Source organism: Streptomyces sp. enrichment culture, assembly GCF_964272895.1.
Taxonomy (GTDB): Bacteria; Actinomycetota; Actinomycetes; order Streptomycetales; family Streptomycetaceae; genus Streptomyces.
Genome location: NZ_OZ186832.1, coordinates 4,606,708 through 4,628,467 on the forward strand (window position 1 = coordinate 4,606,708; position 21,760 = coordinate 4,628,467).

Below are 21,760 nucleotides of genomic sequence, written 5' to 3' on the forward strand. Positions count from 1 at the left end.
GCGGCCGGGGCCTTGCGGCGCATGGATCGCCCTCAGCACAGAGCGACGGCCTCACCCACCCCGTCCGCCCACGCCGTCAGCGGAGTGAAACCGCGGTGGCCGCACTCGCCGAAGACCTTGACCGGCGCGCCGCCCGACAACGCCACCAGCCGCCACAGGCCGGGCCGGCCGAGGGCGACCGGCGTGAGCGGCAGCGCCGTGTCCTCGGTGGCGTCGGCCAGCTGCCAGGCGTCACCGTCCGGCGTGGGCACGACGTGGTCGAGCGTGACCGGCACCGACTCCAGCCACGGATCGTCCCGCAGCGCCTCGCCGTACCGGGCGACCGCCCGCGTCACCGTGACACCCGGCGGCCGTACGGCCGAGGGCTCGGGCGGCGAGAACCGCTCCCCGAGGGCGCAGCGCGGTGAGGCCGGATGGGCGGACAGCTCGGCGTCCAGCTCCGTGCCGACCGGCAGGGCCAGTTCGGGGACGCGGCCGGCGGCGCCGTAGGACAGCAGCAGGGCCGTGCGGTCGGATTCGGTGCCGTAGAGCCATATGCGGCGCGTCGTCAGTTTCGGGTCGGCCGTGTCGTACTGGGCGAGGACGAGCCAGCGGTCCCGCACCGGCGGCCCCTCGGGTGCGGCGGTCTGGCCGACGCGGGAGCGGACGGTGGCCGTGAGCGCCGGAGGCAGCCGCTCCCGGTGCAGCCAGCCCTGGTCCAGCAGATGCAGCAGCGCGCACTCCTCCAGCAGCCGTGAGGGCCAGTCCGGACCGGAGGACACGGTCGCCCCCAACTCCCGTACGCGCGCGGCCAGGCCCGGTGCCTGCGCGTCGACCATGCGGGCCGCGGTCTCCTCCCACATCCCGTACCCGGCCTGCTCCGCCGCGGCCAGACCGCCGCGCACCAGGTCCCCGAGGCGCTGCTCCAGCTCGGTGACCCCCGCCGTGATCCGCTCGGCCCGCCGCTCCGCCCTGCGCCGAGCCGCCTCCGGATCGGACGGCTTGCCCGCCGAACTCGCCTCGTCGGCTCCCGATTTCCTCTCCTCTCGCTCCTCCCTCATCTCCTCCAGCCACTGCCCGGCCCACTGCGGCGCCTGCCCTCGCGGCACCGCGTCGCCGTCACCGTCCGCCCACAGCAACAGCAGCCCGAGCGCGTGCTTGCAGGGGAGCTTCCGGCTCGGACAAGTGCAGGTGAACGCAGGGCCGGAGGGGCTCGCGAGATCGACAGCCGTGCGGTAGGGCCGGCTGTCGCCGCTCTCGCACAGTCCCCATACCGCCCCCTCGTCACCACTCCCCGTCTCGGACCACGGACCGGCCGCACCGAGCCTGCTGCCCGCATCGCGTGACGCGGAGTCAGGCGCCAGTGCCAGCACCTGCTCCGCGGTCCAGCGCACCCCCTGCCGATTCATGTCTCCGACCGTAGAGCCCCCCACTGACAATCGGCCCTCCGCGAGCGTTTGCGCAGGTCGGAACGCATTGTCAGTGCCGTGGTGCACGGTGGGTGCCAGATCCGAACCGGCCGAGCTGGAGGGGGCACTCAGCCATGTCCGTGTCCGTCGAAACGAAGCCTGACGATCCCACGACCACCGACCCGACCACGCCTTCGCCGGAGGTGCTGCGGCCGCACGCCGAGCATGCCTTCGCCGCGGAACTCGCCGCGCTGGCCGCGCACGACGACCGGCCGCGCCCGGCCCGCTGGAAGCTGTCGCCGTGGGCGGTCGCCCTGTATCTGCTCGGGGGCACGCTGCCCGACGGCACAGTGATCACTCCCAAGTACGTCGGCCCGCGACGCATCGTCGAAGTCGCCGTCACCACCCTCGCGACCGACCGCGCCCTGCTGCTCCTCGGAGTCCCGGGCACCGCGAAGACCTGGGTGTCCGAGCACCTGGCCGCCGCCGTCAGCGGCGACTCGACGCTGCTCGTGCAGGGCACGGCGGGCACCCCGGAGGAGGCCATCCGCTACGGGTGGAACTACGCGCAGCTGCTCGCGCACGGCCCGAGCCGCGAAGCCCTCGTGCCCAGCCCCGTCATGCGGGCGATGGCGGAGGGCATGACGGTCCGGGTGGAGGAACTGACCCGGATACCGGCCGACGTCCAGGACACGCTCATCACGATCCTCTCGGAGAAGACCCTGCCGATACCCGAACTGGGCCAGGAGGTGCAGGCGGTCCGCGGGTTCAACCTGATCGCCACCGCCAACGACCGCGACCGCGGGGTCAACGACCTCTCCAGCGCGCTGCGGCGCCGCTTCAACACGGTGGTGCTGCCGCTGCCCGACAGCGTGGAGGCGGAGGTGGACATCGTCTCCCGGAGGGTCGGTCAGATCGGCCGTTCCCTCGACCTTCCCGCCGTACCGGACGGGATCGACGAGATCCGCCGCGTGGTGACCGTCTTCCGTGAACTGCGCGACGGGGTCACCACCGACGGCCGTACGAAGGTGAAGTCGCCCAGCGGCACCCTGTCCCCGGCCGAGGCGATCTCCGTGGTGACCAGCGGTCTCGCACTGGCCGCCCACTTCGGTGACGGTGTGCTGCGGTCGGGTGACGTGGCCGCCGGCCTCCTCGGCGCCGTCGTCCGCGACCCCGCGGCCGACCGGCTCGTCTGGCAGGAGTACCTGGAGACGGTGATCCGCGAACGGGACGGCTGGACGGACTTCTACCGCGCCTGCCGGGAGGTGACGGCATGAACGGCGAGGACGACAACACCTCCATCTGGGGACGCAACGCGAAGGGCCGTAGGAGGGCCGTGGTGCGCAGGGTTTCCGACGACGACACGGCCTGGCCCCGGCGCCGGAGCCTTCACAACGGCGGCGCCTCCCGGCGGACTTGAAGAGAGGCAACGAAAGCCGGCGCTCCCGGACTCTTCATGAGTGGAGGCGCTGATCAGGACAGGCGCCCACGCCGGGACCGACCCGGCGTGGGGCGTCGACGCGGCGGGGCCGAGCGTGGGGTGCCGGGGCGGCGGGGGCCGAGCGAGGGCGATCCGTGACCCGTGTGAGCCAAGGAGGGCGAAGGGGGTGGTGTCGGTGAACGCAGCCGAGGCAGAGAGGAACGCGGCCGAGGGAGAGAGGAACGCGGCCGAGGGAGAGACGAGCGGCCGGGGCGGCTCCGGCCCCGTGCTGCTCGGGGTGCGGCACCACGGGCCCGGCTCGGCTCGGGCCGTGCGGGCGGCCCTCGACGCCGTGCGGCCCGGCGTCGTGCTGATCGAGGGGCCGCCCGAGGCCGACGCGCTGGTGCCGCTGGCCGCCGACCCCGGCATGCGGCCGCCGGTGGCCCTGCTCGCCCACGCCGTGGACGAACCCGGACGCTCGGCCTTCTGGCCCATGGCCGAGTTCTCACCGGAGTGGATCGCCCTGCGCTGGGCCCTGGAACACCAGGTCCCGGTCCGCTTCATCGACCTGCCGGCGACACACACCCTGGCCTGGGGAAAGGAGGAGGACGAGGAGAACGAGGAGAACGAGGACTACGCGTACGCGGAGCACGCCGACGAAGACATGGCCTCGGAGACCGTCACACCGCGCGACCAGGGCGCTAGCGCCGGCGACCAGGGGGAGACCCCAGGGGGCGGCACACCGCGCCACGACGGTACGAGCGGGCGCGAGCTCCGTCTGGACCCGCTCGCCGTGCTCGCCGAGACCGCCGGGTACGACGACCCGGAGCGCTGGTGGGAGGACGTCGTCGAGCACCGGGGGATGGGGGACACCGGCGCGCTGGCACCGTTCGCCGCGGTCGAGGAGGCCATGGCGGCGCTGCGGGAGGTCTACGGCAGCGGGGGGCACGACCGGGACCTGGTGCGCGAGGCGTACATGCGGCTCCAGCTGCGGGCGGCCCGGCGGGAGTTCGGCGAGGCCGTGGCCGTGGTGTGCGGGGCCTGGCACGTGCCCGCGCTGCGGCGGCGGACGACGGTCACGTCCGACCGGGCGCTGCTGAAGGGACTGCCCAAGGTGAAGGCGGAGCTGACCTGGGTGCCGTGGACGCACCGGCGGCTCGCGCGGGCCGGCGGGTACGGCGCGGGGATCGATTCGCCGGGCTGGTACGGGCATGTGTTCGCGGCTCCGGACCGGCCGGTGGAGCGGTGGATGACCAAGGTGGCGGGGCTGCTGCGGGCCGAGGACCGGAGCGTCTCCCCGGCTCATGTCATCGAGGCGGTGCGGCTGGCGGAGACACTGGCCGCTCTGCGCGGCCGCCCGGTGCCGGGCCTGAGCGAGACCGTCGACGCGATACGGGCGGTGATGTGCGAGGGATCGGACATTCCGCTGGCGCTGGTCCGCGACCGGCTGATCGTCGGAGACGTGCTGGGCCAGGTCCCCGCCGCGGCGCCCGCGGTGCCCTTGCAGCGGGATCTCGACCGGCTGCAGCGCCGGTTGCGGCTCAAGCCGGAGGCGGCGGAGCGCGAGCTGGAGCTCGACGTGCGCAAGGAGACCGACGCCAGGCGCAGCCGGCTGCTGCACCGGCTGCGGCTGCTGGACGTGGTCTGGGGCGAGCGGGTGGCCTCGCGTGCCGGCACCGGCACGTTCCGGGAGACGTGGCGGCTGCGCTGGGAGCCGGAGTTGTCGCTGCGGGTCGCCGAGGCCGGGGTGTGGGGCACGACCGTGCTCTCCGCCGCGAACGCCAAGGCCGAGGCCGACGCCCTCACCGCACCCGGTCTCGCCGACGTCACCGCGCTGGCCGAGCACTGTCTGCTGGCCGGGCTCCCGGACGCACTTCCGGCGGTGATGCGCGTCCTCGCCGACCGTGCCGCGCTCGACACCGACGTCGGCCGTCTCGCCCAGGCCCTGCCCGCCCTGGTCCGCTCCCTGCGCTACGGAGATGTGCGCGGCACGGACACCGGCGCGCTCAGGGAGGTCGCCGTCGGTCTCGCCGAGCGGATCTTCGTCGGGCTGCCCCCGGCCTGCACCGCGCTGAACGCCGAGGCGGCCGACGTGATGCGCGGCCATGTCGACGCCGTGCACCGGGCGGTGGGGCTGCTGGCGGACGAGGAGATACCGGCGCCGACGGACCGCGCCCATCTGAGGGCCCGTTGGCAGGAGGTGCTCGGGGTCCTGTCCCGCCGGGACACCGTGCCCGGGATCATCCGCGGCCGTGCCGTGCGACTGCTGCTGGACGGTGAGCTGCTGGCGCGGGAGGAGGCGGCACGGCTGATGGGGCTCGCGCTGTCACCGGGGACGCCGCCGGCCGAGGCGGCCGCCTGGATCGAGGGCTTCGTGGGCGGCGGTTCCGGTGGCGGGCTCCTCCTGGTGCACGACGAGCGGTTGCGGGGCCTGGTCGACGCCTGGCTGACCGGAGTTCCGGCAGAGGCGTTCACCGACGTGCTGCCCCTGCTGCGGCGCACCTTCTCGGCGTACGAGCCCGCAGCGCGCCGCACCCTCGGCGAACTGGTCCGGCGCGGACCGGGCGAGCGCGACAGGAGCGCGGCCCCGGGCTCCCGCACCCCCGGCTTCGCGGCCGACCTGGACCCCGAGCGCGCCGACGCCGTACTGCCGGTCGTCCGGCTGCTGCTGGGGCTGGACGGGGACCGGGAGCCGCGGAGAGCGGACGGGGACGGGATGGGAGGGGGAGGACAGCGGCGGGCGGCTGGGTGATGCAGCGGCACGGCGGCGCCTGGCGGTGGGCCGACACGGGGAGGCGGCGACGGCGCGCGGGTGCGGGGAAGCGACGGGGTGCGGGGTGCGTGGAAGGCGGCGGGCGATGACGGTGAACGGTGAGGTCGGGCCGGGCTCGGGGGTGTCCGGGGAGTCGGTCGAGGCGCGGGAGCGGCTGCGGCGGTGGCGGCTGGTGCTGGGGGGAGAGGGGGACGCGGACGGTACGGAGTACGGGCTCTCCGGTCGGGACGCGGCGATGGACGGGGCGCTGTCCGCGCTCTACGGGCAGGAGGAGGGGGCTCGGGCGGGGCGGGACCGCTCCGGGGGGCTGGGTGCGTCGGCGCCGGCCGTGGCGCGGTGGCTGGGGGACGTCCGGACGTACTTCCCCTCCTCCGTCGTGCAGGTGATGCAGCGTGACGCCATCGACCGGCTGGGGCTGTCCGCGCTGCTGCTGGAGCCGGAGATGCTGGAGGCGGTCGAGGCGGACGTGCATCTCGTCGGGACGCTGCTGTCGCTGAACAAGGCGATGCCGGAGACGACGAGAGAGACGGCACGGGCGGTCGTGCGCAAGGTGGTCGAGGATCTGGAGAGACGGCTCGCCCCGCGTACCAGGGCGGCGCTGACCGGGGCACTGGACCGCAGCGCGCGGGTGCGGCGGCCCCGCCACCACGACATCGACTGGAACCGCACGATCGCCGCCAATCTCAGGCACTACCTGCCCGAGCAGCGCACGGTCGTGCCCGAGCGGCTTGTCGGATACGGGCGGGCGTCCCGTTCGGCGCACAAGGAGGTGGTGCTCTGCCTGGACCAGTCGGGGTCGATGGCGGCTTCGGTGGTCTACGCGTCGGTGTTCGGGGCGGTGCTGGCGTCGATGCGCTCGATCAGCACGCGGCTCGTGGTGTTCGACACCGCGGTCGCCGACCTGACGGATCGGATCGATGACCCGGTGGACGTCCTGTTCGGTACGCAGCTCGGCGGTGGCACCGACATCAACCGGGCGCTGGCGTACTGCCAGTCGCAGATCAGCCGGCCGGCCGAGACGGTGGTCGTGCTGATCAGCGATCTGTACGAGGGGGGCATACGTGACGAGATGCTGCGGCGGGTGGCCGCGATGAAGGCGTCGGGGGTGCAGTTCGTGGCGCTGCTGGCGCTGTCGGACGAGGGGGCGCCGGCGTACGACCGGGAGCACGCGGCGGCGTTGGCGGCACTGGGCGCTCCGGCCTTCGCCTGCACGCCCGATCTGTTCCCGGAGGTGATGGCGGCGGCCATCGAGAAACGCCCGCTGCCCATACCGGACACCTCATGACGGAGGAGGGAAAACGGATATGAGTACCCATCGGTAACGGGGGGCTTGCGCAACCTCGGAAGTGCTGTGCAAGGATCGACGCCCGTTGCCCGGTGTGCCGCGCTCCGGTTGTCCGCACCGCCTCGCAGCGCCCCGCGATCCGTTACGCCGCACAAGAGGACCCTTCCCCCGTTGACCTGTTCCGCCGTGGTGCCCGGTGCCGCCGTACGCGTGATGCGTACCGCGGGTGGGTGGCGTGCGCTGCGGGTGGGGCTGCTGCTGGGCGGGTTGTTCGTGCTGGGGCTGCTGTACGGCGGGCAGGCGCGGGCGGCGGAGTCGACGGAACCCGTGCCGTACGGCGAGTCCCTGTCGGCCGTCGTGGCGGAGGTGAGCGCGAGCGCCACCGACGTCCTGGTGAACTCGGACGCCCTGCGCGGCCCGAGGGACAGTGCCGAGGGTTCCATCACCTCCGGCGCTCACACTGACTCCGGCGCTCACGCTGACTCCGGCGCTCACGCCGCCTCCAGAGCTGACGCTGCTTCGAGCACCGACGTCACGGCCCGGACTGACGTCACTGCCCCGACTCACGCCGCCTCCCAGGCCCACCCCACCTCCCCGGCCGACGCCGCCTCCCAGGCCCACCCCACCTCCCCGGCCGACGCCGCCTCCCAGCCAGAGGTCGCCCTCAGGGCTGCCGGTGTGGCGGGGCCGGTGCGCGCGGCCGGTGCCGTGGCCGAGGAGGAGGCGGCTCGTCTGGCGGGCCGGGTCTCGCCCTCGGAGCTGCGGCTGCCCGAGTCGCCGGTGAGGTTTCCGGCGCCGGGGCTGCCGCTGTGGCCGGGGGACGGGTCCGAGCCCGGGTTCCCTGGTCTGGGGGACCTGCCTGGGGTCCCGGACGCTGCCGAGCTGCCGGTGCCGGACGGGCAGGACGGTCCGGGCGGGCTGGGTGCAGAGGCGCATGGCGGCGTCGTGCCGGGGGCCGGTGTGGGGTCCGCCGAGCGTGGCGTCAGGCCGGTGCCGCACGGGCCCAGGCGTGGACAGGGGCTCGGTCGGGCACAGGGGCACCTCGCTCAGGTGACCGGGTCCTACGAGGCATGGCGCGGTGCCGTGCCGGTCGCCTCGCGTACGTCCTTCGCCGGTACGCCCGCCCGTGACGCGGGTGCGCCGTTGTGGCCGACGGGCGGGGACGGGGTGCCGGTGAACGGGTCGGCGGGGGACAACGGTTCGCCGCGGCACGGGGACGCGCAGGCCGTGACGTCGGATCAGCGCGCGCCGCTGCGGCTGCTGGCCGGCGCCGCGGTGGGGGCCGAGGTGCCCGGTACCCGCGACCGGCACCGGGACATTCCCGTCTTCCCCGGCTAGCGGGCGACCTACCGCCTGTCGACCTGCCGCGCGGGGGCGGTCAGGTCCGCCCGCCCGCCCGGACGCCCCGAGGCATCCGGACGGAAAGCCGGCGCGCCGCGTACCGAACCATCCGCTGGCCCCTCTCCGGACCGCGAGCGGAACCGGCGCCGCCATGTCCCCAAGTCCCCTGGTGCGAGCCACACCGACGGTGATCGATCCGGTGTGGGGAGCTCGCGCCGTTCCGAGGCCCCGGAGCCCTGACGCCCGGCGGCCCGGAAGTCCTCTAAGGATCTGACGTACGCATGAAGAAGAACATCCGCCGATCCATCGTGATCGCCGCCGGCGTGACCGGCGCGTGGGCGCTCGGCTCCACGGCTGCCAGCGCCGACGAGCTGCCCGCTGCCCCGCTGTCCGTGCCGGACGCGCTGTCGGACCTGACCTCCGACCTGACGTCCGACGTGACCTCGGAGGTCGCGGACGTCACGGACGGCACGTCGGCCGTCCCGACCGGGGTCACGCAGGACGTGACCGCCGACGCCGGTGACGCCGTCGCCGGGGTCACCGGGTCCGCCACCGCCACGCTCACCGACACGGCCTCGGGCCTGGTCGGCGTCCAGAGCACCGCCGCCGGTGCCGCGGCCCAGGCCGACGGGCGGCTGACCGGCACGCTGGGCGCCGTCGAGGGCGCGCAGCGGACCACCGGGGCGGCTGCGGGGAGCGTGAGCGACCAGGCGCGCGCCTACGTCGACGCCGCCGTCGGCACTCCGAAGGCCAAGGTCCGGGGCGCCCAGGCCATCAAGGGCGCCCAGTCGGCGCGCGCCGCGAAGGCCGCGCAGACGGGGGCCGGGGCCGCCGAGGCCACGGTGGACCGGGCCGGTGACACCGTTCCGACGCCGCGCACGCCGGACGGCTTCATCGACTACCTCTTCGGCCCGCTGTCCGCCTTCGCGCCGGAGCTGGAGAAGGCGCTGGCCGCCGCCCAGACGCGGCTCCAGGGCACGCAGTCGGCGGCCCGCGGCCAGGCCCAGGGCGTCGACGGCGTCGTCCGGACCAAGGCGCAGCAGACCGTCGCCACGGCGGGCCGCACGTCGGGTACGGCGACCGGCGCCGCCCAGACCGCCGTCACCGCCGCCCAGGGCCGCGGCACGCAGGCCACCGGCACGGCCGCGAAGACGGCGAGCACCGCCCGTACGACCGCCCAGACCTCCGCCTCCGCGGTCCCCGGCCACCTCACCGGCGTGGCGGACGGCGTCGAACAGCGCGTCGTCACCACCGCCACCGGCGCCCAGACCCGCGTCTCCGGCACGGCCACCGACGCCCGCCGGCAGGCCACGACCACGGCCACCGGCGCCCAGCGGCAGGCCGCCACCCAGGTCACCGACGCCCGCCGGCAGGCGACCCGCACGGTCACCGGCGTCCAGCAGCAGGCCGGCGCCACCGCCGCCGCCACCCGCCGGCACGCGTACGGCGCGGCCGTCTCCCTCCCCGGCACCGTCGCGCCCGTCGCGCAGGAGACCGTCGACGCGGCTGTTCCGCCGCTGGTGGGGTCCGCGGTCGACGGGATCACCCCGGTGGCGCAGTCGGCGGTGCGAGGGGTCGTGCCGGTGGCCGGGCGGGCCGTGGACGGCGTCGGGCCCGTCGCGACCGGCGCGGTCGACGGCGTGCGGCCGGCCGCGCAGAACGCCGTGCAGGGCGTCGTGCCCGTGGCCGCGGACGCGGCGGCGGGCATCGGTGTGGCCGCCGGGCACGCGGTCGACGCCGCGACGGGGCTGGCGTACGGCGTCGTCGCCGACGTCCGGCCGGTCGCGGACGGGGCCGTGCAGGGCGTGGTGCCGGTCGCCGGCGGTGCCGTCGGCGAGGTGCGGGACGTGGCCACGGGCGCGGTCGCGGACGTGCGGCCGGTCGCGGGCGGCGCGGTCGCCGGAGTGCGGGGCGTCGCCGGGGACGTGGTGGCGGACGTACCGCCGTACGCCACCGGTCTGGTCGGTCAGGTCGCCGAGGATGCCACAGCCGCGGTGCTGCCGCCGGTCGTGAACACGGCGGTGCACGGTGTCGTGCCGGTCGCCGGGCAGGCCGTCGCGGACGCGGGCGCGCTGGCGTACGGCGTCCAGGGCGATGTGCGTCCCTTCGCGGGCGGGGTCGTCGGGGACGTCCAGCCGCTCGCGTACGGCGTCGCCGGGCAGGCCGGTGGCTTCGCCGAGGGCGTCACGGGTCAGGTGGGGCCGTTCGCGCACGGGGTCACCGGGGCCGTCCAGCCGGCCGTCGACCGGGTCACCTACCTGGCCGACCAGGTCGTGGACGCGGTCCAGCCGCTGGTCGAGGGCGTCGGCGGCAGCGCCACGGGTCTCGCCTACGGGGTCACCGGCCAGGTCGCCCCGTTCGCCCACGGTGTCACCGGCGAGGTCGACCCCTTCGCCCACGGCGTGGCCGGACAGGCCGGGTACTTCGCCCAGGACCTCACCGGCACCGTCCACACCACCGCCGGCCCGCTCGCCCACCACGCCGTCGGCGGCACCCAGGGCGTCGCCGAGTCCGCCACGCCGGGCTACGCCGCCCACCTGTACCCGCGCGGCTGAGCGACGCCGACCCACGCCGTCGGGTGATGACCCGCGCGGCCGATCCCCGTCGGCGCAGGCCGTCGAGGTGACCCGCGCGGGTGATCCACCCCCCACACGGCCGAAAACCCTCCCTCCGGGGACGGCGGTCGCCGGACAGGGAGCGGGGGAGGTCCTCATTGGGGTGAGGGCCTCCCGCTCCGCCCCGCCCGAGGGCCGTACGGGGCCCGTACGAGGCCGCGCGGGAGCCGTACGCGGCCGTGCAGGACGCCCCTCCCGCACCCGCGCCCGGCACGCCCTCCACCCCCGCCCCCACGCACCCCCGCGCTCACACACGGCACGGCGTGCCAGTGAGGGCGGCATCATGTGACAGGTATCACCGCTCAGGTGTGACCGCTGATTTAGAGGCCCCCCGCAAGCAGAGATAACCTGCGAGACGGACATGCCGCGCGCTCGGACACCGTGTGCGCCCCCCTTGTGACACAGCGGACGTCACGTTGCCCTTCGCGGCACGCCCACGCATCCAACGAACCGCGAGATCACTGATAGGGACGGAAGCGCGTGGACCTGTTCGAGTACCAGGCGAGGGACCTCTTCGCCAAGCACGATGTACCGGTGCTGGCCGGTGAAGTCATCGACACGCCTGAGGCGGCGCGCGAGATCACCGAGCGTCTGGGCGGCAAGTCCGTCGTCAAGGCTCAGGTGAAGGTCGGTGGCCGCGGCAAGGCCGGTGGCGTGAAGCTGGCCGCCACCCCGGACGAGGCCGTCGCCCGCGCGACGGACATCCTCGGCATGGACATCAAGGGCCACACGGTCCACAAGGTGATGATCGCCGAGACCGCTCCGGAGATCGTCGAGGAGTACTACGTCTCCTTCCTCCTCGACCGTGCCAACCGCACCTTCCTGTCCATCGCCTCGGTCGAGGGCGGCATGGACATCGAGGAGGTGGCGGCCACCCGTCCGGAGGCCGTCGCCAAGATCCCCGTGGACGCCATCGACGGCGTGACCCCGGAGAAGGCCCGCGAGATCGTCGAGGCCGCCAAGTTCCCGGCCGAGGTCGCGGACAAGGTCGCCGACGTCCTCATCAAGCTGTGGGACACCTTCATCAAGTCGGACGCCCTCCTCGTGGAGGTCAACCCGCTGGCGAAGGTCGCCTCCGGCGAGGTCATCGCCCTCGACGGCAAGGTGTCGCTCGACGACAACGCCGAGTTCCGTCACCCCGAGTTCGAGGAGCTCCACGACAAGGCCGCCGCCAACCCGCTCGAGGCGGCCGCCAAGGAGAAGGGCCTCAACTACGTCAAGCTCGACGGCGAGGTCGGCATCATCGGCAACGGCGCCGGTCTCGTGATGAGCACCCTGGACGTCGTCGCGTACGCCGGTGAGAAGCACGGCAACGTCAAGCCGGCCAACTTCCTGGACATCGGCGGTGGCGCCTCCGCCCAGGTCATGGCCAACGGTCTGGAGATCATCCTCGGCGACCCGGACGTCAAGTCCGTCTTCGTCAACGTCTTCGGCGGCATCACCGCCTGCGACGAGGTCGCCAACGGCATCGTCCAGGCCCTGAAGCTCCTTGAGGACCGCGGCGAGAAGGTCGAGAAGCCGCTCGTCGTCCGCCTCGACGGCAACAACGCCGAGCTGGGCCGGAAGATCCTCACCGACGCCAACCACCCTCTGGTCCAGCGCGTCGACACCATGGACGGCGCGGCCGACAAGGCCGCCGAGCTGGCCCACGCCGCCAAGTAAGCACTCAGGACGAGGACACCACACACCATGGCTATCTGGCTCAACAAGGACAGCAAGGTCATCGTCCAGGGCATGACCGGCGCCACGGGCATGAAGCACACCAAGCTCATGCTCGGTGACGGCACCAACGTCGTGGGCGGCGTCAACCCGCGCAAGGCGGGCACCACCGTGGACTTCGACGGCACCGAGGTACCGGTCTTCGGTACCGTCAAGGAGGCCATCGAGGCCACCGGCGCCAACGTCTCCGTCATCTTCGTGCCGGAGAAGTTCACCAAGGACGCGGTCGTCGAGGCCATCGACGCCGAGATCCCGCTGGCCGTCGTGATCACCGAGGGCATCGCCGTGCACGACACGGCCGCCTTCTGGGCGTACGCCGGCAAGAAGGGCAACAAGACCCGCATCATCGGACCGAACTGCCCCGGCATCATCACGCCGGGCGGCTCGAACGTCGGCATCATTCCGGGCGACATCACCAAGCCGGGCCGCATCGGCCTGGTGTCGAAGTCCGGCACGCTGACCTACCAGATGATGTACGAGCTGCGTGACATCGGCTTCTCCACGGCCGTCGGCATCGGTGGCGACCCGATCATCGGCACCACGCACATCGACGCCCTGGCCGCCTTCCAGGAGGACCCGGACACCGACCTCATCGTGATGATCGGTGAGATCGGCGGCGACGCCGAGGAGCGGGCCGCGGCCTTCATCAAGGACAACGTGACCAAGCCGGTCGTCGGCTACGTCGCCGGCTTCACCGCGCCCGAGGGCAAGACCATGGGCCACGCCGGCGCCATCGTCTCCGGCTCCTCCGGCACCGCCCAGGCGAAGAAGGAGGCCCTCGAGGCCGCCGGTGTCAAGGTCGGCAAGACCCCGACCGAGACCGCCAAGCTGGCCCGCGAGATCCTCGCCGGCTGAATCAGCCGCAGCGGCTGAGCCGGCGGATCCCGCGATCCGGCCGACGCCCGCACAGGCGACACGAGGCCCGCACCCCGTCCGACGGGGTGCGGGCCTCGCGCGTCCCGTCCGAGGGCGTACGGGCCTCGCGCGTCCGGGTGAGTACGGGCCTGGCCGCCCGAGGGCGTACGGCACCCCGCGTCCCCCGCACCGTCAGCGACCCATCGGCACCAGCCGCTCCGGCCCGTTCGCCGTCTCCTCGCGCAGCTTCGCGCGCAGTTCCAGCTCCGCCTGCGACAGCGGACCGGGCGCGGCCCGCGGCGGTACGCCCTGCACGGTCTCGCCGGGGGCGACGGGTGGCTCGTAGTGCGTGGGAGCCGTGCGCAGGGTCAGCACGGTGGCCCCGATGATCGTGACCGTGAAGGCGATCGCGGCCCGTGTCCAGAACCGTGCCCGCCGCTCGCTGCCCGCCCGTACGACCGTCGGCCGGGCCGCCCGAAGACGCTCGGTGGAGGCCAGTTCGGCGAGCCGCCGGCCCAGTTCGGCCGGTTCCGACAGCTCCGGCAGCCGGGCGGCGACCTCCTCGCGGGCGTGCAGCAGCCGGCACGCGGCCGCGGGGGTGCTGGCCTCCGTCTCCGCCGCCGTCTCCGGCAGGCGCAGCCCGACCCCGTCGTGCAGCACGAGCGTGCGCCGGTACGACGGCGGCAGCTGGAGCAGCGCGTCCAGCAGCGCGCGGGCGGCGGCGTCGGCGGGCGGCGGTTTGGGGTGCCGGTAGCGGGGACGGAAGCGGTGCCAGGGGGAGAGGGCGTACTCGTAGGCCGCCGCCCGCACCCAGCCCGCCGGATCCGGGTCCACGGCGACCTCGGGCCAGCGGTCCCAGGCCAGCTGGAACGCCCGCTCCACCGCCTCGCGCGCCAGCTCCCGCCGCCCGCACAGCAGATACGTCTGCCGTACGAGGGCGGGCGCGCAGAACGCGTACAGCGCGTCGAACGCCTGCATAGGCGTCAGCGCCGCGTCCCGTTCCGGCACGGCGTCCGGCGACGGCTCCAGCGTCGGCTCGGGGTCCGGTTCCGGCTCCGGCCCGAGGACCGGCTCCGGCTTCAGCGCCACCGCCGGCTCCGCCTTCGGCACCGGCTCAGGTTCCGTTTCCGTTTCCGGTTTCTCCGTCGCAGCCGCCTCCGAGGCGACCGCCTCCACGACCGCCGACTGACGTGCCGTCACCTCGGTGTCCTCCTCGTCCCGCTGCACCTCGGCCGGCCGGGCGAGCGAGGCCAGCAGCTTGGCGTACGCCTCCCGTTTGCGTCCGCGCGGAGTCGTACGGCCGGTCTCCCACGCGCGCACCGTCTCCTTGGTGACACCCACGCGCGCCGCGAGCTGACCCTGGGTCAGGGAGGCACGCTCGCGCAGGCGTCGGCGTTCCTTCGGCGGCGGGAGGGGGCTCGCAGGGCTCTGTGTCACAGGGCGCCCCTTCGTGCGGAAAAGAACATAAACACATATTGGGTGACACGTCGGAGGTTCGCCTGTTACGACGGGAAAGCGCGTGTCGTTGGGACCATGACGGTCGTGATCCCGATGACCGCTCGCCGACCGCCGCTGTCCCTGCTGCTGACCCGGATGCGCCGCCGCTCGCCCGGACTGGGCGCCGGCCTCCTCGGAGGACTGCTCGCCGCGGGGCTCGGCCTCGGATCGTGCGCGGTGCTGGTGATGGTGCTGTGGATCAGCTCGCCGTACCCGGACAGCGGTCCCGGCGGCGCGCTGCATGTCGCCGCCGCGCTGTGGCTGCTGGCGCACGGCGCCGAACTCGTCCGCGCCGACACCCTCTCCGGTGTCCCCGCACCCGTGGGCCTCACCCCGCTGCTGCTGTTCGCGCTGCCGCTGTGGCTGCTGCACCGCGCGGCGCGGGACGCGATGGACGCGGGGGAGGAGGAGGCACCGGTGGGCGCGCGCACCGCCTGGGCGGGTGTCGTCCTCGGCTACCTCTGCGTCGCCGCCCCCGTCGCCCTCTACGCCGCCGGCGGCGATCTGCGGCCCGACTGGACCTGGACCTGCGTCTGCCTGCCGCTCGTCGCGACGGCGGCGGCCGGATCGGGGGTGTGGACGGCGTACGGCCGTCCGCGCGACGCCCTCGACGGTGTACTGCTCCTGCTGCCGGCCGGACTGCGCCGCGCCGGCCCGGACCCGGACGCCGGCAGCGGGTTCGGTGCGGCCGCACGGGCGGCGGCCGCCGGTCTGGCCGCCCTGCTCGGCGGTGGCGCGCTGCTGGTCGCGGTCTCCCTGATGGGGCACGGCGACCTGGCCCGCACGTCCTTCGCCCAGCTGACCGAGGGCTGGTCGGGCCGGTTCGCGGTCCTGCTGCTCTGTCTCGCGCTGGTCCCCAACGCCGCGATGTGGGCCGCCTGCTACGCCCTCGGCCCCGGCTTCGCCCTGGGCACCCGCCATGTCACCCACCTGCTGTCCTCCGACCCCGCCCCGCTGCTGCCGCCCTTCCCGCTGCTGGCGGCGGTCCCGGACGCGGGCCCCGCGACCCCGCTGAACTGGGCGGCCGCGGCGGTACCGGTGGCGGCCGGGGTGACGGTGGGCTGGTTCACGGCTCGCGCGGCGACGGCCCCCTCCGGGGAAGCGGCGGCGTCCGGGCCCGCCGGGGCGTGGTCGCGGGGGCGTACCGCGCGTGTCACGGGTGGCGCCGTCGCCCTGTACGCTCTGGCGGTCGCCGCGTCGGCCGCGCTGGCCGGCGGTCCGCTCGGGGTCGCCGCGCTCGCCCGCTTCGGCCCGGTGTGGTGGCAGGCCGGGGTCGCGGCACTGGCCTGGGGCACCCTGACCGCCCTCCCCGTCGCCCTCGTCGTCCATGCCTGGCGCTGCCGCGACCGCACCCGCGTCCGGCGCGCCCGCCGACTCCTCATCGCCCTGCGGCAGGCCCGGACGGCGGCCACCCCCCAGGGACGGCCGGCACCCCAGGAACCGCCGGCACCTCAGCCGGCGAACGACTTCTACGACGCCGAGGCCCTCACCGACACCGACGGCTCCGCGACGGCGTACGACCCCTCCGACGCGTACACCGCCCTGGAGCCCTACGACTACCTTCCCCCGGACCCCCGCCCGCGCAGGCCGCACGGGCCGCCACCCTGGCACGAAGACAGCGCACGCGAGTCCCGCTGGGCGGCGCTCAGGGCGGCGGCGTTTCCCCAGGAGCCGCCCTCGGCCCCACACCTGGCCACGGACCCTGACCCGGACATGGACCCGCACCCGGATCCGGCCCTGGCGGACCGGCCCGAAGACCTGCCGACGGCACCCCCGGCCCCGGCCCACGGCACCCCGCGGGACGCCGGGGACTCCCCCCGGTCGGACCTCTAGCGGCCCCTGCCCGGAGCTGATCCCCGGCGGAACCCGCACCTGATCCGCACCCGGACCGGACCGGACCTGACCCGGACCCGGACCGGACCTGACCCGGACCGGCTCAGTCCGTGCCCAGCACCCCCCGCAGCTCCTCCGGCAGAAGGCGCTCGCAGGACTGCTTGGCCTCGTTGGTGAGGGCGTCCTTGGTGCAGGTGTAGTAGTCGCGGTAGATGAGCTGGGCCATGAAGGTCGCGGCGACCAGGGTGATGGCGAGGGACGCCGTGACGATGCCGCTGACCGCGGAGGTGGTCTGCGGGCGGCTCGGCGCGGCGGCGGCCGGCTGGTCGGGGTCGGGGGCGCGCGGCGGGGTGCGCAGGGAGCTGATGCCCCAGTACAGGGCGAGCGCGCCGAGCATCAGCGCCACGTAGGGCCAGCCGAAGAGGGCGAAGAAGAAGCCCCACATACCGGACAGCAGCGCGTAGCGCGCGCGGCGCTGGGCGGGGTCGGTGGGATCCCAGCGCATTCCGGGGCCGGGGCGGCCGCCTCCGCTCCCGCCGCTGTCCTGGTCACCGCGGGGACGCTCACCGAAGCCGCCGGGGGAGCGGCCGGGCTGGCGGTCGCTCCACTGGCTGCCCCACGGGGAGCGGCCCCCCTGGTTCCCCTGGTCACCCTGGTGTCCCTGGTGTCCCTGGTGTCCCTGGGTGTCGTCGCCCGAGCCGGGGCGGCGCGGTTGCCAGGGGCGGTCCGGCGTGCCCTCCGGCGGCGGGGCGAAGGGGTTGTCCTCCCGCTCCGGCCGGCCGCCGCCACCGTCCCCTCCGCCCGACGGCGCGTCCGGCGGGGAGGAGGGGCGCTCGCGCAGCAGCAGGCCGCGCTCCCCTCCCTGCGCCGACTGCGGGGGGAGCGTGAGAAGTCGCAGGCTGCGGTCCGGCATCAAGTGAGCGTCTTCCCTCGGTGATAACGACTGTGACTACGGCTGACGATGACCAGTGGACCAGGTCCGTCAACTGCTCAACGTGGTCCGCGCGAGGCGCGTTCCCGACCCGGTTCCTCCCAGACGCTACCTCCCGGCCACGCCCCCGTCCCGTGGGGGCCGCCCGGTGTGCCGGTATCGTTGCTGACGGCCGGACGCTTCGTAGGCTTCCCCGTATCGGGGAGGGCGAAGCATTCGTGCGAACGTACAGACGCGACGGACGTGCGCCCGCCGGCCCGGACAGACGCACCCCCGAGAAAGGGCCCCATCGTGGCCGCCAAGCCCGTGGCCAAGCGCCTCGTCGTGCTGGTCTCCGGATCCGGCACCAACCTCCAGGCGCTGCTCGACGAGATCGCCGCCGTCGGATCCGAGGCATACGGCGCCGAGATCGTGGCCGTCGGCGCCGACCGCGACGGCATCGAGGGGCTCGCCCGCGCCGAGCGCGCCGGACTGCCGACCTTCGTGTGCAGGGTCAAGGACTACGCGAGCCGCGAGGAGTGGGACGCCGCGCTGGCCGCGGCCGTCGCCGCGCACGAGCCCGACCTGGTGGTCTCGGCCGGGTTCATGAAGATCGTCGGCAAGGAGTTCCTGGCCCGCTTCGGCGGCCGGTTCGTGAACACCCACCCGGCCCTCCTCCCCAGTTTTCCCGGGGCCCACGGCGTGCGGGACGCGCTCGCGTACGGCGCCAAGGTCACCGGCTGCACCGTCCACTTCGTCGACGACGGCGTCGACACCGGGCCGATCATCGCGCAGGGCGTGGTGGAGGTCCGGGACGAGGACGACGAGAGCGCGCTGCACGAGCGCATCAAGGAAGTCGAGCGAAGGCTGCTCGTCGACGTCGTGGGGCGGATCGCCCGCAACGGCTATCGCATTGAGGGACGAAAGGTAGTTATCCAGTGACCGCCGAGAGCAACAAGCGGCCCATCCGTCGCGCACTGGTCAGCGTCTACGACAAGACCGGCCTGGAGGACCTCGCGCGCGGGCTGCACGAGGCAGGCGTCGAGCTGGTGTCCACCGGCTCCACGGCCGGCCGTATCGCCGCCGCGGGCGTCCCCGTCACCAAGGTCGAGGAGCTGACCGGCTTCCCCGAGTGCCTGGACGGCCGGGTGAAGACCCTGCACCCCAAGGTCCACGCGGGCATCCTCGCCGACCTGCGCCTGGAGGACCACCGGCAGCAGCTCGCCGAGCTGGGCGTGGAGCCGTTCGACCTGGTCGTGGTGAACCTCTACCCGTTCCGCGAGACCGTCGCCTCCGGTGCCTCGGACGACGAGTGCGTCGAGCAGATCGACATCGGCGGTCCCTCCATGGTCCGCGCGGCCGCCAAGAACCACCCGTCGGTCGCCGTGGTCACCAGCCCGGCCCGCTACGCCGACGTCCTGGCCGCGGTCAAGGACGGCGGTTTCGACCTGGCCGCCCGCAAGCGGCTCGCGGCCGAGGCTTTCCAGCACACCGCCGCCTACGACGTGGCGGTCGCGAGCTGGTTCGCCTCCTCCTACGCCCCGGTCGACGAGTCGCGCTTCCCCGACTTCCTCGGCGCCACCTGGGAGCGCAGGAGCACCCTGCGCTACGGCGAGAACCCGCACCAGCCCGCCGCCCTGTACGTCGACGGCACGGGCGCCGGACTCGCCGAGGCCGAGCAGCTGCACGGCAAGGAGATGTCGTACAACAACTACACGGACACGGACGCCGCCCGCCGTGCCGCGTACGACCACGACGAGCCGGCCGTCGCGATCATCAAGCACGCCAATCCCTGCGGCATCGCGGTCGGCGCGGACGTCGCCGAGGCGCACCGCAAGGCGCACGCCTGCGACCCGCTGTCCGCGTTCGGCGGTGTGATCGCCGTGAACCGTCCGGTCTCCAAGGAGATGGCCGAGCAGGTCGCGGAGATCTTCACCGAGGTCATCGTGGCGCCGGACTACGAGGAGGGCGCGCTGGAGGCCCTGGCCAAGAAGAAGAACATCCGCGTCCTGAAGGCCCCGGCCGCCCCCGCCAACCCGGTCGAGATCAAGGCGATCGACGGCGGCGCGCTGCTCCAGGTCACCGACCGCCTCCAGGCCGACGGCGACGACCCGGCCCACTGGACGCTGGCGACCGGCGAGGCGCTGTCCGCCGAGGAGCTGAAGGAACTGGCGTTCGCCTGGCGGGCCTGCCGTGCGGTGAAGTCCAACGCGATCCTGCTGGCCAAGGACGGCGCCTCGGTCGGCGTCGGCATGGGCCAGGTCAACCGCGTGGACTCCGCGAAGCTGGCCGTCGAGCGGGCGGGCGCCGAGCGCGCCCAGGGCTCCTACGCCGCCTCCGACGCCTTCTTCCCCTTCCCCGACGGCCTGGAGATCCTCGCCGAGGCCGGCGTCAAGGCGGTCGTCCAGCCCGGTGGCTCGGTCCGTGACGAGCAGGTCGTGGAGGCCGCGAAGAAGGCGGGCGTCACGATGTACTTCACGGGTACGCGGCACTTCTTCCACTGATCCGCCTCCCCGCGCGGCGGGGAGAAGCGGACGGGTCCGCCGGTCGTCGACCGGCGGGCCCGCCGTGCTGTGCCGGCCCGCGTCGGGCCGCACCCGGTGCAGGCGGTGCGTCAGGCCGCGCAGCCGGTGCCGTTGTACGACGCGTACATCCACGTGCCGTTGTGGTAGAAGCGGTACTTGCCGCTCGCCGTGCGGTAGAAGTCGAAGTAGTAGCGGTCGCCGTGGTAGCGCAGCTTGTAGCGCGTGGCGGTGTGGGAGCTGTACGCGCGGTACTCCAGCTCACCGGCCCGGGTGGAGGCGTTCCACTTGTCGTCGGCGGACCCGAAGGTCTTCTTGCCGACGATGCCGTCCTGGGTCAGTCCCCACTTCTTCTGGAGCTGCTGGGTGGCGTACTTGGTGTTCGCCCCGAACTTGCCGTCGATGTCGGTCCAGTCGTACAGCGTGCCGTTGCTCTCCTTGACGCCCTCGGCGTACAGGATGATCTGCCACAGGCAGGTGGCGTTGGACGTGCTGTGCGCCGAGGTCGACAGGATGCCCTCGTCGGCGAAGTCGTCGTAGAAGGTGCCGGTGCCGCTGACATAGCCGTCGGCCGCGGCGGCGGAGGCCGGAGAGGCGCCCAGGGCGAGCGCGCCGACGGCCAGGGCGGCGACGGCGCCGCTGGCGATGCGGCCTCGTGACGTGCGGATGTTCATCTGTGGTCCTTCCCCGTTGATGCAGCCGATCAGGGCGCCCGCGCAGGACAATGATCAAGGCGCCCGGAGGAGCGTACAGGCAATGCCTGTTCACCGCCCGCGGAGGCCAACTGCCCTCGCGCCGCACCGCGTTCGGCCCGCCACCGGACCGCGGGGGCGGCGCGGCACACGGCAGGGCCGTGCCCTTCCGCCGGGGAGGGGCACGGCCCTGGACGCGGTGCGCGGTGGCTCAGTACCGGGGACGGTTGAACCACGCCTTGCCGGCCGCGTTGCCCGCGAAGACGGCGATCAGGATGCCGAAGATCAGGTGGACGATGCCGATGATGGTGAACGGGAAGACGGCGAGGACCGCGGTCAGGATGCCGAACACCAGGGCGGTGACCCGCAGGCCGTTGCCGCCGGTGCCGAACTTCGCGGCCAGGACCGCCGCCCACACGCCCCACGCCACCGCGAGCGCCGCGAACGCCCACGCCTGCCCCGGCGAGACGTCCTTGAGCTGCTCGAAGGCGGGCTCCTCGTCCGCCTTCCCGGCGCCGATCGCGGCGATGACGAACAGGCACGTGCCGAGCACCTGGAAACCGACCATGATCCACAGCAGGATGCGGGCCGCGCTCACCGTGCCGGGCATCGAGGCCGGCGCGGGTGCGGCGTAGGCACCGACGGGCGGGGCGGTGGGGTAGGCGCCGTAACCGGGCTGCTGGGGCTGGCCGTAGCCCTGCGGCTGGCCCTGTGGGGCGCCGTAGGGGTTGTTGGGGTCGCCGTAACTCATGGCGGTCTTTCCTCCGTTGCTCAGAGTGCGGGGACGGCGCGCGGCACCGTGCGGAGGCAAAGTCACAGAAGCGGTTCGTCCCCCCGGTACTGCCCGCGGCACTGTGCTGGTCATCGTTCTTCAGCCGCCGCGCGCTTGTCCAGCCGACAGCCGCAGGTG

Annotated in this window: 15 protein-coding genes; 10 read left to right on the forward strand and 5 right to left on the reverse strand. The window is 74.1% G+C overall.

All coding sequences use genetic code 11. From position 1 onward, the window contains the following. Positions 1 to 32: 32 nt before the first annotated feature. Complete coding sequence (locus tag ACSU6M_RS20985) at positions 33 to 1,388, reverse strand: SWIM zinc finger family protein (protein WP_437071322.1); 1,356 nt, start codon at positions 1,386 to 1,388, stop codon at positions 33 to 35. Between the two features lie 134 nt (positions 1,389 to 1,522). On the opposite strand from ACSU6M_RS20985, the gene ACSU6M_RS20990 reads away from it, so the two are divergent. From ACSU6M_RS20990 to sucD, 7 genes are all read left to right on the forward strand, one after another. After that, a complete protein-coding gene (locus ACSU6M_RS20990) occupies positions 1,523 to 2,665 on the forward strand; it encodes an ATP-binding protein (protein WP_437071324.1) in 1,143 nt (380 codons plus the stop codon). 441 nt (positions 2,666 to 3,106) lie between these two features. Next, positions 3,107 to 5,560: a DUF5682 family protein gene (locus tag ACSU6M_RS20995; protein WP_437075268.1), complete on the forward strand. Its 2,454-nt coding sequence runs from the start codon at positions 3,107 to 3,109 to the stop codon at positions 5,558 to 5,560. A 106-nt stretch (positions 5,561 to 5,666) separates the two neighbouring features. Continuing rightward, positions 5,667 to 6,866, forward strand: a complete 1,200-nt coding sequence (locus ACSU6M_RS21000; RefSeq protein WP_437071326.1) for a VWA domain-containing protein — start codon at positions 5,667 to 5,669, stop codon at positions 6,864 to 6,866. A 171-nt stretch (positions 6,867 to 7,037) separates the two neighbouring features. Next, positions 7,038 to 8,204 carry a hypothetical protein gene (locus ACSU6M_RS21005; RefSeq protein WP_437071327.1) on the forward strand — a complete coding sequence of 389 codons (1,167 nt, stop codon included), beginning with the start codon at positions 7,038 to 7,040 and terminating at the stop codon, positions 8,202 to 8,204. A 284-nt stretch (positions 8,205 to 8,488) separates the two neighbouring features. Next, the gene (locus tag ACSU6M_RS21010; RefSeq protein ID WP_437071328.1) at positions 8,489 to 10,762 is read left to right on the forward strand and encodes a hypothetical protein; all 2,274 of its coding nucleotides are present in this window, start codon (positions 8,489 to 8,491) and stop codon (positions 10,760 to 10,762) included. Positions 10,763 to 11,302: 540 nt separating this feature from the next. Beyond that, on the forward strand, positions 11,303 to 12,484 hold the full coding sequence (gene sucC / locus ACSU6M_RS21015; RefSeq protein WP_437071329.1) for an ADP-forming succinate--CoA ligase subunit beta: 1,182 nt from the start codon (positions 11,303 to 11,305) through the stop codon (positions 12,482 to 12,484). Positions 12,485 to 12,511: 27 nt separating this feature from the next. Next, positions 12,512 to 13,396, forward strand: a complete 885-nt coding sequence (gene sucD, locus ACSU6M_RS21020) for a succinate--CoA ligase subunit alpha (protein ID WP_437071330.1) — start codon at positions 12,512 to 12,514, stop codon at positions 13,394 to 13,396. A gap of 192 nt (positions 13,397 to 13,588) precedes the next feature. On the opposite strand, the gene ACSU6M_RS21025 is transcribed toward sucD, so the two are convergent. Continuing rightward, positions 13,589 to 14,833: a helix-turn-helix domain-containing protein gene (locus ACSU6M_RS21025; RefSeq protein WP_437071332.1), complete on the reverse strand. Its 1,245-nt coding sequence runs from the start codon at positions 14,831 to 14,833 to the stop codon at positions 13,589 to 13,591. Positions 14,834 to 14,929: 96 nt separating this feature from the next. Here ACSU6M_RS21025 and ACSU6M_RS21030 point away from each other — a divergent pair, with 96 nt between their 5' ends. Then, positions 14,930 to 16,726, forward strand: a complete 1,797-nt coding sequence (locus ACSU6M_RS21030) for a cell division protein PerM (protein WP_437071333.1) — start codon at positions 14,930 to 14,932, stop codon at positions 16,724 to 16,726. Positions 16,727 to 16,829: 103 nt separating this feature from the next. On the opposite strand, the gene ACSU6M_RS21035 is transcribed toward ACSU6M_RS21030, so the two are convergent. Beyond that, complete coding sequence (locus ACSU6M_RS21035) at positions 16,830 to 17,639, reverse strand: hypothetical protein (RefSeq protein ID WP_437071334.1); 810 nt, start codon at positions 17,637 to 17,639, stop codon at positions 16,830 to 16,832. A gap of 309 nt (positions 17,640 to 17,948) precedes the next feature. On the opposite strand from ACSU6M_RS21035, the gene purN reads away from it, so the two are divergent. Together purN and purH are read left to right on the forward strand one after the other, a co-directional pair. Further along, positions 17,949 to 18,578, forward strand: coding sequence for a phosphoribosylglycinamide formyltransferase (gene purN, locus ACSU6M_RS21040; protein ID WP_437071336.1), 630 nt, complete (start codon positions 17,949 to 17,951; stop codon positions 18,576 to 18,578). Then, positions 18,575 to 20,140, forward strand: a complete 1,566-nt coding sequence (purH, locus tag ACSU6M_RS21045) for a bifunctional phosphoribosylaminoimidazolecarboxamide formyltransferase/IMP cyclohydrolase (RefSeq protein ID WP_437071338.1) — start codon at positions 18,575 to 18,577, stop codon at positions 20,138 to 20,140. Before purN ends, purH begins: the two co-directional genes overlap by 4 nt. 110 nt (positions 20,141 to 20,250) lie before the next feature. On the opposite strand, the gene ACSU6M_RS21050 is transcribed toward purH, so the two are convergent. Both ACSU6M_RS21050 and ACSU6M_RS21055 read right to left on the reverse strand, forming a co-directional pair. Continuing rightward, entirely contained in the window at positions 20,251 to 20,832 is a 582-nt protein-coding gene (locus tag ACSU6M_RS21050; protein ID WP_437071340.1) for a peptidoglycan-binding domain-containing protein, read from the reverse strand. Positions 20,833 to 21,061: 229 nt separating this feature from the next. After that, positions 21,062 to 21,601: a hypothetical protein gene (locus ACSU6M_RS21055; RefSeq protein WP_437071341.1), complete on the reverse strand. Its 540-nt coding sequence runs from the start codon at positions 21,599 to 21,601 to the stop codon at positions 21,062 to 21,064. Positions 21,602 to 21,760: the final 159 nt, after the last annotated feature.